Source organism: Pseudomonas sp. LPB4.O, assembly GCF_038383825.1.
Taxonomy (GTDB): Bacteria; Pseudomonadota; Gammaproteobacteria; order Pseudomonadales; family Pseudomonadaceae; genus Aquipseudomonas; species Aquipseudomonas putida.
On record NZ_CP151298.1, the window covers coordinates 2312222 to 2328493 of the forward strand.

Here is a 16272-nt window from a genome sequence, read left to right on the forward strand (position 1 = left end):
AGCATCGGCGACAAAACATCAGATAAGGCTGACCGGTGTCCGCCGCAGCAGTTTCAGCGCCTGTAAGATCGAGCGCCGCCCGCGCGGCGCTCGATCTTACAAACGCTGCAAACCTTTCGGCGTACCTCACTCGTACCCTTGCACCCCGGCAATGTGCCGCCCGGCCACATAACCAAAAGTCAGCGCCGGGCCCAGGTTGATGCCACCCGACGGGTACCAGCCACCAAACACGCTGGCCATGTCGGTACCTGCAGCATACAGCCCCGGGATCGGCTGCCCGGTCTCGTCCAGCACGCGGGCACTGCCATCGGTGCGCAGCCCGGCAAAGGTGCCAAAGCAGCCAGGCTTCACCTTCACCGCATAGAACGGCCCATGCTCGATGGGCGCTACACAAGGGTTGGGCCCTTTGTGCTGCGGGTCCCCCTGTTTGCGGTTGAACGGTGTGGAACCACGGCCGAATGCCGGGTCCTGGCCGTTGCGGGCGTGGCTGTTGAAGTCATCGACCGTGGCGCGTAACCCGGACGGGTCGATGCCACACGCCTGGGCGAGTTGTTCGAGCGTGGCGCCGCGCTTGAGGTAGCCGCTGCGCACATGCGGCCCTACCGGCAGCGGTGCCGGGCGGGCGTAACCCAGGCCATAGCGGCGCAAGAAGCGATGGTCGCAAACCAGCCACGAGCACACCTCCTCGTCCGACGGCACCGCCGCGACCATGGCTGACACATAGTCGTAATAGCCATGCGCTTCGTTGACAAAGCGCTTGCCGTTGGCCAGCACGCCAATGATGCCGGGCTTGCCGCGCTCGATGATGTGCGGGAAGTGGCCGACGCTGCCGTCGCGGTGCGGCACCTGCGAAACCGGTGCCCACGCCACTGGCGATTTGAGGTCGGTGGCAACCACGCCACCGGCCGACTCGCCCAGGCGCAGCCCGTCACCGGAACAACCCTGCGGCGGCAGGGCCAGGTTGTCGTGGCCGCTGGCATCACGCGGGAAAAGCTGCCGGCGCCGGGCGCTGTCGTTGGGGAAGCCACCTGCCGCGAGTACCACGGCCTTGGCCCGGATCTGCCGGTCGCCCTGCGGTGTGCCCACCAGCACCCCGCGTACCTGGCCCTCTTCGACCAGCAGGCGTTTGGCCGGCGCCGACTCCTGCAGGTGCACGCCCAGGTCTTGTGCCGACTTGGCCAGGCGCGCCACCAATGCCACGCCGTTGACCAGGTGCATCGCCCGGCCATACCGGGCCAGGTGATACAGGTGGCGGCCAAAGCGCTTGCACACGTGCAGCAAGGCCTTGGGCGAGCGGGTCAGGTTGAGGAAGGCGGCCAGGTCTGCGCCGGCCATGATCGGCATGCCCATGAATGAGGTTTCGCGCAGGGTCTTGCGCAGGCGCGGCAGCAAGGCGCCCACCTGGCGGGCGTCGTACGGCGCGGCAATTACCTGGTGCCCGCCCTGGGCCGCACCGGGTGTGTCGCCATGCATGTCCGGGATGCCGTTGCCGTCGGCAAACTGCAACGCTGTGTGTTTTTCGAAGAACGCCACCATATGCGGGCAGGCTTCGAGGAACGCATCCACACGCTCGGCGTTGTAATTCGCCCCCAGCTCATTGCGCAGGTAGGTGCGTGGCTGCTCGATGTCTTCCACAATGCCAGCCCGCTGGGCCAGCGGGTTGCGTGGCACCCATGCCCAGCCGCCCGACCACGCGGTGGCGCCGCCAAACACGGGTTCCTTCTCAAGCACGATCACCTTCTGCCCGTGCCAGGCAGCTGTCACGGCCGCAGCCAGCCCGGCGGCGCCGGAGCCTATGACCAGTACATCGTATTCGGTATCGAGAGCAGCAGAAGGCATTGCGGCGTTCCTGTTTTGTTATTAGAACAAGGTTCCATATTTTTATCCGCAGCTGCTCGGCCCGCAATGGCCTGGCAGCCTGGAAGGGCAACTAATGGGCGATAACCGGACATTTCCCGGGAGGCTGGCTGCGCGCTCTACCGCTTATATGGAATCATCTTCTAGAATCCGCAAAAAAATCAGGGAACTGTGTCATGGCTGGTAGTCAGATCGAACGCGCCTTCAGTCTTGTAGAGAGCCTTACCGGCGAACCTCAGGGGCTGCCCTTGCAAACCCTGGCCGAGCGCCTGGACATCCCCAAAAGCGCGGCCCACCGCATGCTCACCGAGCTGGTGCGGCTAGGCTACGTGCGGCAGAACCGCGATAACAGCCGCTACCAGCTATCGGCCAAGCTGGTGGCGCTGGGCTTTCGTTACCTGTCCAGCAACGGTGCCGACATCATCCAGCCGATTCTCGACCGCCTGGCCCAGGACAGCGGCGAACTGGTGCGCCTTGGCGTGATCGACGGTACCCGCCAGACCTGGATCGCCAAGTCCCAAGGCGCCCGCTCCGGGCTGCGCTACGACCCGGACATGGGCCGCGATGCGCCACTGTTCTACACCGCCTCCGGGCATGCCTGGCTGGCCAGCCTGGACGATGAACAGGCGCTGCAGATGGTGTTGCGCCAAGGCATTGCCGACCCTGCGCAGTTCGGCCCGAACGCGCCACGTTCCACCGAGGAGCTGCTTGCCTACCTGCACCGTGCCCGCGAACAGGGTTATGCCTGGGTCCAGGAAACCTCGGCCATCGGTACCTCGGCCCTGGCGGCGGTGGTGCGTCGCCCGCAAACGGACGAGGTGATTGGCGTATTGAGCATCGCCGGGCCTAGCGCACGGATGGCGCAAAGCCGCCTGGCAGAGCTGGCGCCGCTGTTGCTGGCGGCGGCGCAAGAGCTGTCCGCAGCCAGCCGGGCAAGCGAATTGTTTGCCTGAAGGCACATTACTGGTCGATTACCGCACAGTCTGTTCTACCGGTTCTTCTGAAAAGCTGAACTTGGTTCTAAATTGTCGATTGTTGATTCTGGAATTCGGTTTCAGAATCTGCCCAACAACAACAACGACAAGAGGACAGGCTGTTGAAAGCACCCCTTCGTATTGCCTTGATTGGCGCCGGCATCATGGGCCGCCAGCACTATCAGCACCTGCGTAACGTGCCGCAAGCCCAATTGTGCGCGGTGGCCGACCCGGGCCCGCAGGCCGAGGCCTTTGCCGCCGAGTGCGGCGTGCCCTGTTTTGACGACCACCGGCAGATGCTGGAGCGTGTGCGTCCCGAGGCGGTGATCGTTGCCAACCCGAACAACCTGCATGTGGCTACCGCGCTGGATTGCATTGAGGCCGGCGTGCCAGTGCTGGTCGAGAAGCCGGTGGGCGTGCACCTGGATGAAGTCCGTGCGTTGGTAGAGGCATCGCGTAGTCGGGATGTACCCGTGCTGGTTGGCCATCACCGGCGCCACAACCCACTGATCGCCAAGGCGCACCAGGTGATTGCCGACGGCAAGCTCGGCCGGCTGATCAATGTCACCGCATTGTGGCAACTGCAAAAGCCAGACAGCTACTTCGACACCCCATGGCGTCGCGAGCCGGGGGCCGGCTTCTTGCTGACCAACCTGATCCACGACCTCGACCTGCTGCGCCATCTGTGCGGCGAGGTGGTGCAGGTGCAGGCGTTCACCCGTAACGATGTACGCGGTTTTGCCAACGAAGACAGCGCCGCGGTGCTGTTGCAGTTCGCCAACGGCGCATTGGGCAGCCTGACCGGCTCCGACGCGGTGGCCGCTCCGTGGAGCTGGGAGCTGGACTCCGGCGAAAGCCCGATCTACCCGCGCCAGGATGGCCAGCCTTGCTACCTGCTGGCTGGCACCCAAGGGGCGCTGAGTATTCCCCAGCTCAAGCGCTGGCACTACGCCGAGGCGGGGTCTGGCTGGCACACACCGCTGCTGCAGAGCGAAGAAACCATTCCTGCCGGCGAGGCATTGACCTTGCAGTTGCAGCATTTCGTGCGGGTTGCCCGGGGTGAGCAGGCGCCGCTGATCGACGCTGCCGACGGTGGCCGCACCCTGGCGCTGATCGAAGCCATCCGCCAGGCAGCTGAAAGCGGCCAGGCGTGTGCCCCCGAGCAGATTGCCTAAGCAGACCCTGACTTGATTTTGGTGACGAACAATGACTGATCGAATTTTCTCCCTCGCCGCCCTGACGGTGCTCGAACTGTCCCCGCCGGACATGGTTGAGGCAGCTGCCCGCGCCGGTTACAGCCACGTTGGCCTGCGCCTGGTGCCGGCCACCGAGCAGGAGCAGCACTTCCCGCTTGTGGCCGACGCCGACCTGCGCCGGCAAACCCAGGCGCGCCTGCGCGACACCGGTATCAAGGTGCTCGACCTGGAAATACTGCGCCTGAAGCCCGAAACCTGCGTGGCCGATTTCGAACCGATTCTGGCGGTAGGCGCTGAGCTGGGTGGCACAGAGCTGCTGGTAGCCGGCAACGACCCGGATGAAGCCCGTCTCACCGAGCGCTTTGCCGCGTTGTGTGACCTGGCAGCGAGGTATGGCATTTACCCGCATCTGGAGTTCATGCCCTGGACCGATGTGCGTGACCTGAGCCAGGCCATGCGGGTGGTGGCCAACGCCGACCGCAGCAATGGCTGCGTGCTGGTGGATGCCTTCCACTTCAATCGCTCCCGGTCTTCGCTGGGCGACCTGGCACAACTGGCGCCGCAGCGCATGCGCTACGCCCAGCTGTGCGACGTCGCCGGCCCGGTACCCGCCGACATGGACGAGATTCTGCGCCAGGCGCGAAACGAGCGGCGCTTCCCTGGTGACGGCGATGCCGACCTGGTCAGCCTGCTGCGCGGCCTGCCGCCCACGGTGCCGCTGAGCCTGGAAATCCCCACACGGCAGCTGCTGGAGCAAGGAATCAGCGGCGAACAGCGCGCGCGCATGGCGCTGGAGAAGGCCATGGCGGTGCTGGCCACCGTCTGATTTCGGAACCATCACACAGTCTCCCGCTTAACCCCTGTAGGAGCAGCCTTGTGCTGCGAAGAGGCCGGTAAGGCTAAAGATTATCTTCGGCTGCAATGGCCTCTTCGCAGCGCAAGGCTGCTCCTACAGGGCTTGTGTTTCCCCTTGCAATCAACGCTGCCCCGACAGAAAACGCGCTTTCACGGTCTGATCAGCAGACCAAAAAAAGGGCCCGCAAGGGCCCCGTAGAGGTAAGTGGCTAGCGCCCTCAGGCGCTCTCCTGTGCTGGCCACCGTCTGATTTCGGAACCATCACGCAATCTCCCGCTCAACCCCTGTAGGAGCAGCCTTGTGCTGCGAAGAGGCCGGTAAGGCTAAAGATCATCGTCGGCTGCAATGGCCTCTTCGCAGCGCAAGGCTGCTCCTACAGGACTTGTGTTTCCCCTTGCAATCAACGCTGCCCCACAGAAAACGCGCTTTCACGGTCTGATCAGCAGACCAGAAAAAGGGCCCGCAAGGGCCCCGTAGAGGTAAGTGGCTAGCGCCCTCAGGCGCTCTCCTGTGCTGGCCACCGTCTGATTTCGGAACCATCACGCAATCTCCCGCTCAACCCCTGTAGGAGCAGCCTTGTGCTGCGAAGAGGCCGATAAGGCTAAAGATCATCTTCGGCTGCAATGGCCTCTTCGCAGCGCAAGGCTGCTCCTACAGGACTTGTGTTTCCCCTTGCAATCAACGCTGCCCCACAGAAAACGCGCTTTCACGGTCTGATCAGCAGACCAGAAAAAGGGCCCGCAAGGGCCCCGTAGAGGTAAGTGGCTAGCGCCCTCAGGCGCTCTCCTGTGCTGGCCACCGTCTGATTTCGGAACCATCACGCAATCTCCCGCTTAACCCCTGTAGGAGCAGCCTTGTGCTGCGAAGAGGCCGGTAAGGCTAAAGATCATCTTCGGCTGCAATGGCCTCTTCGCAGCGCAAGGCTGCTCCTACAGGACTTGTGTTTCCCCTTGCAATCAACGCTGCCCCGACAGAAAACGCGCATTCATGGTCTGATCATCAGACCAGAAAAAGGGCCCGCAAGGGCCCCGTAGAGGTAAGTGGCTAGCGCCCTCAGGCGCTCTCCTGTGCTGGCCACCGTCTGATTTCGGAACCATCACGCAATCTCCCGCTTAACCCCTGTAGGAGCAGCCTTGTGCTGCGAAGAGGCCGGTAAGGCTAAAGATCATCTTCGGCTGCAATGGCCTCTTCGCAGCGCAAGGCTGCTCCTACAGGGCTTGTGTTTCCCCTTGTAATCAACGCTGCCCCGACAGAAAACGCGCTTTCACGGTCTGATCAGCAGACCAAAAAAAGGGCCCGCAAGGGCCCCGTAGAGGTAAGTGGCTAGCGCCCTCAGGCGCTCTCGACCTTGCGTGGTGCCATGAAGTACATCCACACCAGCGCCAGGAAATACATGGCCGGAATCATCGTGAACAACACGGCATAGTTGTTGTTGGTGGCGGTCAGCACGCTGCCGACGATCTGCGTCATGAACATCCCGCCAATCGCCGCGCACATGCTGCCGAAGCCGAACACCGTGCTCACCAGGTGCTTGGGCGTGTAGTCCATCACCAGGCTCCAGATATTCGCTGTCCAAGCCTGATGCGCGCCGACCGCCAGCGAGATGGCGGCCACTGCGACCCACAGGCCACTTGCGTTGGCGGCAAAGACGACGCTGACCATGGTGCAGGCAAAGATCAGCATCGACACCAGCCGTGCGGTGGTGGCCCGCACGCCACGGCCGATCAGCCAGGACGACAGGATGCCGCCGCCGATGCTGCCAAAGTCCGCCGTCAGCCAGATGATGATCAGCGGGATGCCCATCTGGGTCACATTGATGCCCAGGCTGTATTGCTGGTTCAGAAACGGCGGCAGCCAGTACAGGTAGAACCAGAATACCGGCGCAGTGATCGCATAGGCCACCGCAAACGCCCAGGTGCCACGCAGGCGCAGGATACGGCTGAACGGCACGCGGGTAGGCTCGGGTTCATCGTCCTGCTGGATGTACTGCACCTCGCTCTGGCGCACGCTGGGGTGGTCTTCAGGGTTGTAGTACTTCAGCACCCACAACACCACCCACACCAGGCCCAGGCAGCCCATGGCGATGAACGCGGCCTGCCAGCCCCACACGGCGAGGATCAGCGGCAGCAGGGCCGGGGTGACCATGGCGCCGACGTTGGTGCCGGCGTTGAACAGGCCGGTAGCGATGGCCCGCTCACCCGCCGGGAACCACAACCGCACGGTCTTCACACAGGCCGGGTAGTTGGCGGCCTCGGTCAGGCCCAGGATGAAACGGCAGACCATGAAGCCCGCCGCTGAAGTGGCCAGGCCATGGGCGCCAGTGGCCAGGCTCCACAGCAGTACGGCGAAGAAGAAGGCGCGTTTAACCCCAACCTTGTCGATCAGCCGGCCCTGCAGCAGAAAGCCGATGGCATAGCCGACCTGGAACCAGAAGTTGATGTTGGCGTAGTCCATCGCCGTCCAGCTCATCTCCTTGGCCAGCACGGGCTGCATGATGCCAAGGGCGGCGCGGTCGATGTAGTTCAGGGTGGTGGCGAAGAACACCAGGGCAAGCATGCCCCAACGGGTCTTGCCGACGCCGAAGGCGCCGCGAAGCTTGTCGCCAATCGAACCCTGGTGCATCCGGGGCGCGGCGGGGGTGGTCTTGGTGTGGTTCATAAACTGCTCGTTTCTTGAAATTGTATTCAGCTGCGGTACTACAGGTGCGTGACCAAGTCCAAGGCAGGGGGCACGCAAGGCCGGTGCATGGTGCGCAGTGAAGGCGGCAGCGTCAATTCGAGAGACGGGCTACTGTTCGGTTACCGAACGGTTGCGTTGCCCTGTGGGCGCGGCAGGGATTCACGTCATTAAAGGGTAGAAGGCTTTCACCCTTGTTGCTTGATGGGCGCAGTCCAAGCAGGGAAGGGCAGGCTGTGCTGCACAGCATGGCTACAGGCCAGGTTTGTGGGTGCACACCGACCATGCAGTTGCCCAGCTTTCGACCTCGGCACGGCCATACTGCTTGATCCACAACCTTACGGTTTTGTGCAGGGTGCTTTTTGCTTCTACTTCCTCCCCGGTATGAGGGTTTATGTAGTATTTGCTTTGCCGAGCCCTGTAACGTGCGGGCGATACGACAGGGGGCGGTTGTTGATAGACACCGTAATCCTGGTTCGCGATTTCACTCTCGATGATGGCCAGTATGTTCGATAGATTGAACTGATATTCGGCAAGCAGGTTGTGGAGTTTGCTTTCGAATTCGAATTCGCGGATGAGGCGCGGGTCGATTTTTATGAATGAGAGTTCGGACTTTTTGGTCGCGAGTAGTCGTTCGAGGGCGCGGAACTCGGCGAGGCGGGACATGGTTAATCTCCATCGGGTGATGAGGTTAGTGTTAGGGGTTGCCGAACGGAAATGCAAGCGACGAAATAATTTGAAGGATTTTTCTTGGTAAACCACCATGGCTTTGTTTTTCGTGGAGTTGTTTAGCTTTATGAGCTTTGTGTAAGGATATTCCGACGCCGGAGGAACTAATGGTTTCAGGAGATTACCGCGGCTATGTCATGACCTACGACTACGCCGGTTACAACGCGCTGGCCGCATAGGACGGCGTGGAGCGATTGGGCTGCTGGGCGCACGCACGGCGCAAGTTCGTTGAAGCACAGAAAGTGCAACCCAAGGGCAAAACCGGGCGGGCAGACATCGCACTGAATTTGATCAACAAGCTTTATGGTATCGAGCGCGACCTTAAGGACGGCAGCGATGAAGATCGCAAGCTGACCCGCCAGGCGCGTAGCCAACCGGTGCTGGCCCAGTTGAAAAACTGGATAGAGAAAACGCAGCCACAGTTCACGACCCAGAATGCGTTGGGTAAAGCCATCAGCTATCTGGCCAGCAACTGGAGCAAGTTGGAACGCTACGTTGAGCACCGCTACTTGCCTATCCACAACAACACAGCCGAACGTGCCATCCGGCCGTTTGTCATTGGCAGAAAGAACTGGCTTTTCAGTGACACGCCCAAAGGCGCTACAGCCAGCGCACAACTTTACAGTCTGGTCGAAACCGCCAAAGCCAACGGTCAAGAGCCCTGTGCGTGGCTGCGCCACGCACTGGAATGCCTGCCGCATGCGTCTTCAGTTGAAGACTACGAAGCGCTGCTACCGTGGAATTGCACGCCTCAAATACGTAGCTGAGTGCTTTGCCCATCTTTGGCAAGGTGGTCCCATCGGACTTCATGACCAACGTGGATTTGCCCACCGTGATACTCAGCTCGTCGCCTGCGGTGATGTTGAAGCGGTTGCCGACGATCACGGACTTGTGGATGCCGACCTGTTCGCTTTGGCTGAGGCCAACCGTCGTGTTCATGACCGCGCCGACACTGACCTGATACCCCGCCCCAATGGTCAACGCCTTCGCCAGTCCGATCGTCTCCGCCTTGGCAAGCACGATGGTTTCGGTCTTGTTCGCACCGATGGTCACACTGCGGTTGGCGCCGATGCTGATGGTTTCGTTCTTGCCAACGTCTTCGGTACGGGGGTCACCAATGGAAATGGTTTCGTTGTGGTCTACGCGTTCGCTGCGGTTGTTGCCAACGGGCAGGTGCGTGTCGATGCCGGCGTTGCGCTCGAACCGCGTAACGTCGAGCTCATGTTCCAGTCCGCGGATGGTGCCCTGCGGGCATGGTCGACCAAAGGTAAGCGCTCCATGAACCGTTCGAGATGCGCGCTCTCATCATTGGCAGCGTTGGTCATGCCACGACGCTGGGTCTGGGTCAGTACCTCGGCAATCAGGTTGTCGCTGGCATCGTAGCGATAGGCCTTGTCCAGCAGCGGCAGCACTTCAACAGAGGCATCGCGGTAATGGATGGCCTTGCCGGCCAGGCGACCGCTGTTGTCGTAGTGCGTGCGCGTGACCAGCTTGCCTTGAGTGCGCAGGACTTCGTCATGCACCGCATCGCGCTCGAAATCACTGATGACCCGGCCGTTGAGGTTGATCTGGTGCAGGTGCCCGCTGCCGTAGTACAGGTGGTTGAGTTCGCGCTGGTCGGGCAGGACCAGCGTCTGCAGGTTGCCCAGCTCGTCATAGCGGTACTGCAGCAGGCCCGCGCTGTTGGTTTCGCTGAGCAATTGCTCGTTGGCGTCGTAGGTGTAGTCGAGTTGCTGTTGTTCTCCTTTGTTGTCCGTGAAGGTGATGGACAGGAGATTGTCGGCAGCGTCGTAGCGGTAGTCGGTGGTGCCATCTTCAGTGCGCTTGCTGAGAAGACGGCCGATTGCGTCGCGCTCGAAGTCATGGCGGATGGCGGTCGTGCGTGTCGGCGGAGCGTTGTCGGACAGGGGCGGCTGTTCGTCAGGCGAGGGCACATGGGTAAGACGAGTGACCTCATCCAGCAAGTTGTAGGCATAGAGGCGGCCACTGCCATCCAGGTCCTGTTGCGCGACCAGCCGGTCCAGTTCATCCCAACCGAAGCGGTATGACTCGCCATTCTCGTTGGTGAGTTGCAGTAACCGACCATAGGCGTCGTAGCGGAACTTGACGCTGTAACCCATGGCGTCCGTACGCTCGACTAACCGGCCGCTGCGGTTGTAACGGAACTGCAGGCTTTTTTGCGCAGGGTCGATGTAGCGCGTCAGTTGACCAGCGACGTCAATTTCATAGCGATCGATGCGACCGTCCGGGCGTTCGCTTTCTACCAGATAACCACGTGCGTCATAGCGGAAGTGGGTATGTTCGCCCCGGGCGTTGATGCTTTCGCGCAAGCGGCCATGGGCGTCGTAGTGATACAGCGTCTGGGCATTGCTGCAGTCGCGGTAGCTGAGCAACTGACCGCAGGTGTTCCAGCTCAGGTACTTGTTCTTTTCGAGGACATCGGTGATCTGGGTAACGCGGCCTTCCGGGTTGTACTGATAGTGTGTTTTGCGGCCCAGCGGGTCCTGCTGCCAAAGCAGGTTGCCGTGGTTGTCGTAGCCGTATTGCCGAGTCCGCCCGCCTGTATCGGTGACCTGGACCGGCAATGCCCAATGTCGCAAGTATTTGATGTGTTCGCTGCGGCCGAGGGCGTCGCGGGTTTCGATCAGGCGACCGATATCATCGTAGCTGTAGCGCCATTCGCCCCCTTGTGGGTCGATGCTTTTCAGCAGTTGGCCGGCGACGGTCTCCTCTTGCCAGCAATTGCCGAAAGGGCGATGTATTTGTACACCTCGTACATCGCCCTCCAATAACAACGAAGGATGTTGGCCAAGGCTATCGATGACGAAGATCTTGCCGTACTCGAGGTGCCGGGTCGCGTGGCAAAACAGATTTTAATCTTATTCCTCAAATTGAATTTTGACGCCGTGACATGTTATGCCGGTTTCAAATGTTTTTCGTATTGCTAGTTCGATGCTGTCTGTGATGAACTCGTCAAGGCTTTTGTAATTTGAGTATTGAGGTGTAATTGCTATAAATTTTTTCTCGTCTATAGCTAGGAAGTAACCGAGCTCCTTTGGGGGTAGGCCATATAATGCGTTTTCAAGGCTGGGGGCTGGGATAGAGATTGAGATTTCAAATTCGTTGTCAGATGGGTATCTTGTTGTGCGCTTGTAAATGCCAATCTTATCAGTGGTTCTAATGGTTGCGGAGATTAAAATATTCCACCCATTAAGCTGTTCAGTGTTTATAGTTGGTCGCATTTTTGCTATGTATTGATTGATTCGGTCAGTAATGTCCTTGATGTTGATTAAATCGTTAATGCATGGTGCCTCATTGGAGATAATGCATTTTATCGAGTTTGGCATGGTTGTCCTCTGGGGTTGTTCAGATTTTGGTTCAACTAAGGGCACGGTTTAGGATTGTAGCGGTTATCTCGCTCTTTGTTGTGCGGTAACGCAAGCCCCTGATTTCTAAGGGTGCGAACTCTTTCTGCTTCAATTTCTTTCATTTCGCCCTTGGTGATGCTTTGGTGCGTGCTGATGATTTTCGCGTATGCATTCTCGAAGGTAGGGTCTTTTCGCACTTTCCTTGCGCTTGCATGAGCTCTTCTATTTGCCCCATTAGCCATGACATCTTCTGCTTTGCCGATGCCAGTTTTGGCATGACCACCCACCGGGTCAATTATGTCGTACAATACCCAGTCCCCGATAGAGCTGTGATTGTTCTTATTCCACCCCCATGGATCGATCCAAGTGAGACCGTTTGATGCGTATAAGTATAGGTTTGTGCCGCCCGCTAGTCCTATCGGATCTGTCTGTATAAATCGAGCTATATCTGGATCATAAAATCTAAAAGTGTTGTAGTGCAGTCCCGTTTCTCGATCAAGACTCTGCCCTTGATACCGTAGGTTCTGCTCTCTCGCCTGACATGGACTGCGCCACTCCTCCCGCGTCTTCCCCCATCCCTGGTAGTCGCTGCGCCAGATTGCATTGCCATCAGCGTCAGTCAGCTGCTCTGGCAGGCCTGCCAAGTTGGTGTGGAAATAGTGAATTGCCTCGCGACCCGGTCTACCGTCGATGCGTGCTAGCGGTTCATAGCTATTCGGAGTGGCATACACATACAAGCTGGCCAAACCACTCTGCACCTCTTGAAGCAAGCGCAGCCCTTGCCAGTGGAACAACACCCGCCGGTGCGGCTCTGGGTAATCCTTCTGATAAACCTCCTTGCTTATCCGCCTCCCCAACGGGTCATAGGCGAACACCACACGCTCCCGCTCGCCACTGCGGTACTGCTCCACGCAAACCAGCCGCTGCTCGGCGTCATACTCGAAATACTGCACCCAGTTGCTGCCGATCCGCTTCTCGCACAGCCGCCCAAAGCGGTCATAGCGGTAGCGCTTGTCCTGATACACCAACACCCGGTTGTGCTTGATCAGGCCATTGAGCTTGGGCCCGTCGAACAGGTTACCGGCCTTGTCATACTTGAAATCCTCGACCTGCGTGGCTTGCCAGTGGGGGCGCGACTGTTGGACGGTTTGCAGTTGCTCGTTGAGGTCGTAGCCGTAACGGTTGCGTCCCGAGTAGCTCTTGCCGGTGTGTGGCAGGTCATTGAAGCACCCGATGATCCGTTCGAGATGCGCGCTCTCATCGTTGGCAGCGTTGGTCATGCCACGGCGCTGGGTCTGGGTCAGTACCTCGGCAACCAGGTTGTCGCTGGCATCGTAGCGATAGGCCTTGTCCAGCAGCGGCAGCACTTCAACAGGGGCGTCGCGGTAATGGATGGCCTTGCCGGCCAGGCGACCGCTGTTGTCGTAGTGCGTGCGCGTGACCAGCTTGCCTTGAGTGCGCAGGACTTCGTCATGCACCGCATCGCGCTCGAAATCACTGATGACCCGGCCGTTGAGGTTGATCTGGTGCAGGTGTCCGCTGCCGTAGTAAAGGTGGTTGAGCTCACGCTGGTCGGGCAGGACCAGCGTCTGCAGGTTGCCCAGCTCGTCATAGCGATACTGCAGCAAGCCCGCGCTGTTGGTTTCGCTGAGCAATTGCCCGTTGGCGTCGTAGGTGTAGTCGAGTTGCTGTTGTTCTCCTTTGTTGTCCGTGAAGGTGATGGACAGCAGATTGTCGGCAGCGTCGTAGCGGTAGTCGGTGGTGCCATCTTCAGTGCGCTTGCTGAGAAGACGGCCGATTGCGTCGCGCTCGAAGTCATGGCGGATGGCGGTCGTGCGTGTCGGCGGAGCGTTGTCGGACAATGGCGGCTGTTCGTCAGGCGAGGGCACATGGGTAAGGCCAGTGACCTCATCCAGCACGTTGTAGGCATAGAGGCGGCCACTGCCATCCAGGTCCTGTTGCGCGACCAGCCGGTCCAGTTCATCCCAACCGAAGCGGTATGACTCGCCATTCTCGTTGGTGAGTTGCAGTAACCGACCATAGGCGTCGTAGCGGAACTTGACGCTGTAACCCATGGCGTCCGTACGCTCGACTAACCGGCCGCTGCGGTTGTAGCGGAACTGCAGGCTTTTTTGCGCAGGGTCGATGTAGCGCGTCAGTTGACCAGCGACGTCAATTTCATAGCGATCGATGCGACCGTCCGGGCGTTCGCTTTCTACCAGATAACCACGTGCGTCATAGCGAAAGTGGGTATGTTCGCCCCGGGCGTTGATGCTTTCGCGCAAGCGGCCATGGGCGTCGTAGTGATATAGCGTCTGGGCATTGCTGCAGTCGCGGTAGCTGAGCAACTGACCGCAGGTGTTCCAGCTCAGGTACTTGTTCTTTTCGAGGGCATCGGTGACCTGGGTAACGCGGCCTTCCGGGTTGTACTGATAGTGTGTTTTGCGGCCCAGCGGGTCCTGCTGCCAAAGCAGGTTGCCGTGGTTGTCATAGCCGTATTGCCGAGTCCGCCCGCCTGTATCGGTGACCTGGACCGGCAATGCCCAATGTCGCAAGTATTTGATGTGTTCGCTGCGGCCGAGGGGGTCGCGGGTTTCGATCAGGCGACCGATATCATCATAGCTGTAGCGCCATTCGCCTCCTTGTGGGTCGATGCGCTTGATTAGCTGCCCCGCGATAACTTCCGCCTGCCAGCAGTTGCCCACAGGGTCGATGTGTTTGTAGACCTCGTACAGTGGGCCCCAGTAGTAGTGATCACGACGGTTGAGGTTGTCCGTGACGAGGGTTTCGCCGTCTTCCAGGTTGTACTCGAACCGGTACTCTTCTCCATCGCTGCCCCAGTGGCGAATCACCCGCCACTCGTGATCGGGTTGGGGTTCCAGCAGCGGTGGCAAGCGGTAGGGCGTACCGTCTAAGCGCTTGGGAGTAGGGCGCTTTGAGGGAGTGTCGAAGCGAGCCCATTCGTATTCACGGACAGCACCGCTAGCCAGTTGATGGCTATTGAGATAGCCCTCGGGGGTGTAAGTGAAGCGGCGGACCCGTTGCTCCGTCGCATCCAGTACCTCGTGCAGTTGCCCGCTGTCGGTGTAGCGATAGCTAACCAGCAGTTCGCTGTGTTCTACAGTCGGTGTTCCGCCGCCCTTCAGGAACACCCGCGATATGTCTCTGACCCGTCGGGAATGCCTGGCGTCATAATGAAGCTGCACGACCGTTTGGCCGTAGTTGTCATAGAGGGCTTTCAGGCGCCCTTGTTCGTCGTACAGCAGGTCTATGCAATTGAGGTTGCGGTCGCCGAGCCTGATCAGCCGTGAGCGTTTCGGGTTCAGCGGGTCGGTATCGAAGACCCGATAAAGCCCTTCATTGATATCTTCGACAACGGTCTGACCGTCCTCCAGCTGAAAGAAGGCCAAGCCGTCCACTACACTGACGAAAGCGTCACCGGCACTGATGCGTCCCAGTTCCAGTCGGTTACCGGCGTTGTCGATGTAGATCCATAGCTCTCCGCCTTGTGGATGTGGAACGCGAGCTAACTCCACCTCATAGGGAATACTCCAGCCCATCCCGAATAGGCCTTCAGCACGCATGTCTTTGCTGTCGTAGCGCCGCGCCCATTGGATGCCCAGCAAACCTGGGAGGCTGAAATCGATGTCCTCCGGGCCCTCCTGCAGCTTGCTCCCCGTCGCAACGGCAACCGGATTCCCTACTGTGCATCCTTTGGTGCGCCCAAACCTTCGGGAGATGAGTATCCCCGCAATGATTCCCGTGAACATCGCAATCTTGCTCTTGCCATTGCGAATATCCCGTACTGTCGCTGTGCCTCCACCAATGCGCACATTCGGTGAGACGTTTTCATTCACATCAATCGTGGCATCACAGGTGGTCTTGTCACCTGAGCGCGCAGCAGGTTGACCTTGGATGAATACTTTGTCTGACCCTTGCGCGATATAGGTTTCGGGCATGGGCGGATGGCGGCTGCATGAGATCTGATCCTTGCTTTTGTCTTGCGCGCCAGCGTCCTTTGGTGTGGTGACGGGTGGCTGGAAGATATCGCGGATCGCCATGCCTAGTCCCACAAACGGGACTAGGTAGGGCACCGCTGCCATGGCCATGGAACCCACGTTCTCCAGAATTGAGGGTTCTACCTGCCCGCCATCGGCTGCTCCTCCGCCAGGTGGCCCAGTTATTCCAGCGGCCCGTGCAGCAGGCTTACTGTTGATGAATACCTTATCTGATCCGCTTTCGATCTTTCCGAAGGGCGTGGGTCCTTGCACGCTGTTACCTAGATTGTCGCAAAAACTGGAGATGGCATCGCCGATAGATTGGTTGTCATCAACGGAGAGAGTGCTCAACGCACCGATCGCCGCCCCCACGACAATACCGATGACGATACCTCCTGTGCCGGCAGTGGCGACAGTGCCGAAAACGGCAAAACTTATGGCGGTCGCTGCGGCTGCAGTGGCTGCGGCATAAATAGCGGCCTCGGCGACCGCGCTGATTATTTCAGCCCAGAGGGAGGGATGCAGTATTTCGTCGCCCATGCGGGCGGCGTGAACGATCTGCGCCATGGGTGGGTAACTCCAAGCGATGGGGAAGGTGTTGTTTTGCCCAGGCTAGGGC

General features: G+C 59.7%; 9 protein-coding genes and 2 pseudogenes. 4 read left to right on the forward strand and 7 right to left on the reverse strand.

Annotated elements, in window-relative coordinates:
* Window positions 1-126: 126 nt before the first annotated feature.
* Window positions 127-1839 (reverse strand): FAD-dependent oxidoreductase, encoded by a 1713-nt coding sequence (locus MRBLPB4O_RS10330; protein ID WP_341798327.1) that lies wholly within the window; start codon window positions 1837-1839, stop codon window positions 127-129.
* Window positions 1840-2033: 194 nt separating this feature from the next.
* On the opposite strand from MRBLPB4O_RS10330, the gene MRBLPB4O_RS10335 reads away from it, so the two are divergent.
* From MRBLPB4O_RS10335 to MRBLPB4O_RS10345, 3 genes are all read left to right on the forward strand, one after another.
* Entirely contained in the window at window positions 2034-2810 is a 777-nt protein-coding gene (locus tag MRBLPB4O_RS10335; protein WP_341798328.1) for an IclR family transcriptional regulator, read from the forward strand.
* Between the two features lie 143 nt (window positions 2811-2953).
* Window positions 2954-4006, forward strand: coding sequence for a Gfo/Idh/MocA family oxidoreductase (locus MRBLPB4O_RS10340; protein WP_341798329.1), 1053 nt, complete (start codon window positions 2954-2956; stop codon window positions 4004-4006).
* Between the two features lie 31 nt (window positions 4007-4037).
* The gene (locus tag MRBLPB4O_RS10345; protein WP_341798330.1) at window positions 4038-4853 is read left to right on the forward strand and encodes a sugar phosphate isomerase/epimerase; all 816 of its coding nucleotides are present in this window, start codon (window positions 4038-4040) and stop codon (window positions 4851-4853) included.
* Window positions 4854-6214: 1361 nt separating this feature from the next.
* Here MRBLPB4O_RS10345 and MRBLPB4O_RS10350 read toward each other — a convergent pair.
* Window positions 6215-7540, reverse strand: a complete 1326-nt coding sequence (locus tag MRBLPB4O_RS10350; protein WP_016486116.1) for an MFS transporter — start codon at window positions 7538-7540, stop codon at window positions 6215-6217.
* A gap of 270 nt (window positions 7541-7810) precedes the next feature.
* Window positions 7811-8224 carry a histone-like nucleoid-structuring protein, MvaT/MvaU family gene (locus tag MRBLPB4O_RS10355; protein ID WP_341798331.1) on the reverse strand — a complete coding sequence of 138 codons (414 nt, stop codon included), beginning with the start codon at window positions 8222-8224 and terminating at the stop codon, window positions 7811-7813.
* A 185-nt stretch (window positions 8225-8409) separates the two neighbouring features.
* Here MRBLPB4O_RS10355 and MRBLPB4O_RS10360 point away from each other — a divergent pair.
* Window positions 8410-9054: pseudogene (locus tag MRBLPB4O_RS10360) on the forward strand (IS66 family transposase); the annotation flags it as partial.
* Between the two features lie 283 nt (window positions 9055-9337).
* Here MRBLPB4O_RS10360 and MRBLPB4O_RS10365 read toward each other — a convergent pair.
* The 4 genes and pseudogenes from MRBLPB4O_RS10365 to MRBLPB4O_RS10380 form a co-directional block, all read right to left on the reverse strand.
* Window positions 9338-9472, reverse strand: a pseudogene (locus MRBLPB4O_RS10365) (hypothetical protein); the annotation flags it as partial.
* Entirely contained in the window at window positions 9427-11082 is a 1656-nt protein-coding gene (locus tag MRBLPB4O_RS10370; RefSeq protein WP_341798332.1) for a hypothetical protein, read from the reverse strand. The gene MRBLPB4O_RS10370 and the pseudogene MRBLPB4O_RS10365, both read right to left, overlap by 46 nt.
* 84 nt (window positions 11083-11166) lie before the next feature.
* Entirely contained in the window at window positions 11167-11634 is a 468-nt protein-coding gene (gene imm9, locus MRBLPB4O_RS10375) for an Imm9 family immunity protein (protein ID WP_341798333.1), read from the reverse strand.
* Between the two features lie 35 nt (window positions 11635-11669).
* Window positions 11670-16220, reverse strand: a complete 4551-nt coding sequence (locus MRBLPB4O_RS10380) for an RHS repeat-associated core domain-containing protein (RefSeq protein WP_341798334.1) — start codon at window positions 16218-16220, stop codon at window positions 11670-11672.
* Between the last annotated feature and the right edge of the window lie 52 nt (window positions 16221-16272).

Bases quoted from the DNA above. Each gene is read 5' to 3' on its own strand.
- MRBLPB4O_RS10330 (WP_341798327.1), bottom strand. From the start codon at position 1,839: ATGCCTTCTGCTGCTCTCGATACCGAATACGATGTACTGGTCATAGGC.
- MRBLPB4O_RS10335 (WP_341798328.1), top strand. From the start codon at position 2,034: ATGGCTGGTAGTCAGATCGAACGCGCCTTCAGTCTTGTAGAGAGCCTT.
- MRBLPB4O_RS10345 (WP_341798330.1), top strand. From the start codon at position 4,038: ATGACTGATCGAATTTTCTCCCTCGCCGCCCTGACGGTGCTCGAACTG.
- MRBLPB4O_RS10350 (WP_016486116.1), bottom strand. From the start codon at position 7,540: ATGAACCACACCAAGACCACCCCCGCCGCGCCCCGGATGCACCAGGGT.
- MRBLPB4O_RS10355 (WP_341798331.1), bottom strand. From the start codon at position 8,224: ATGTCCCGCCTCGCCGAGTTCCGCGCCCTCGAACGACTACTCGCGACC.
- imm9 (WP_341798333.1), bottom strand. From the start codon at position 11,634: ATGCCAAACTCGATAAAATGCATTATCTCCAATGAGGCACCATGCATT.
- MRBLPB4O_RS10380 (WP_341798334.1), bottom strand. From the start codon at position 16,220: ATGGCGCAGATCGTTCACGCCGCCCGCATGGGCGACGAAATACTGCAT.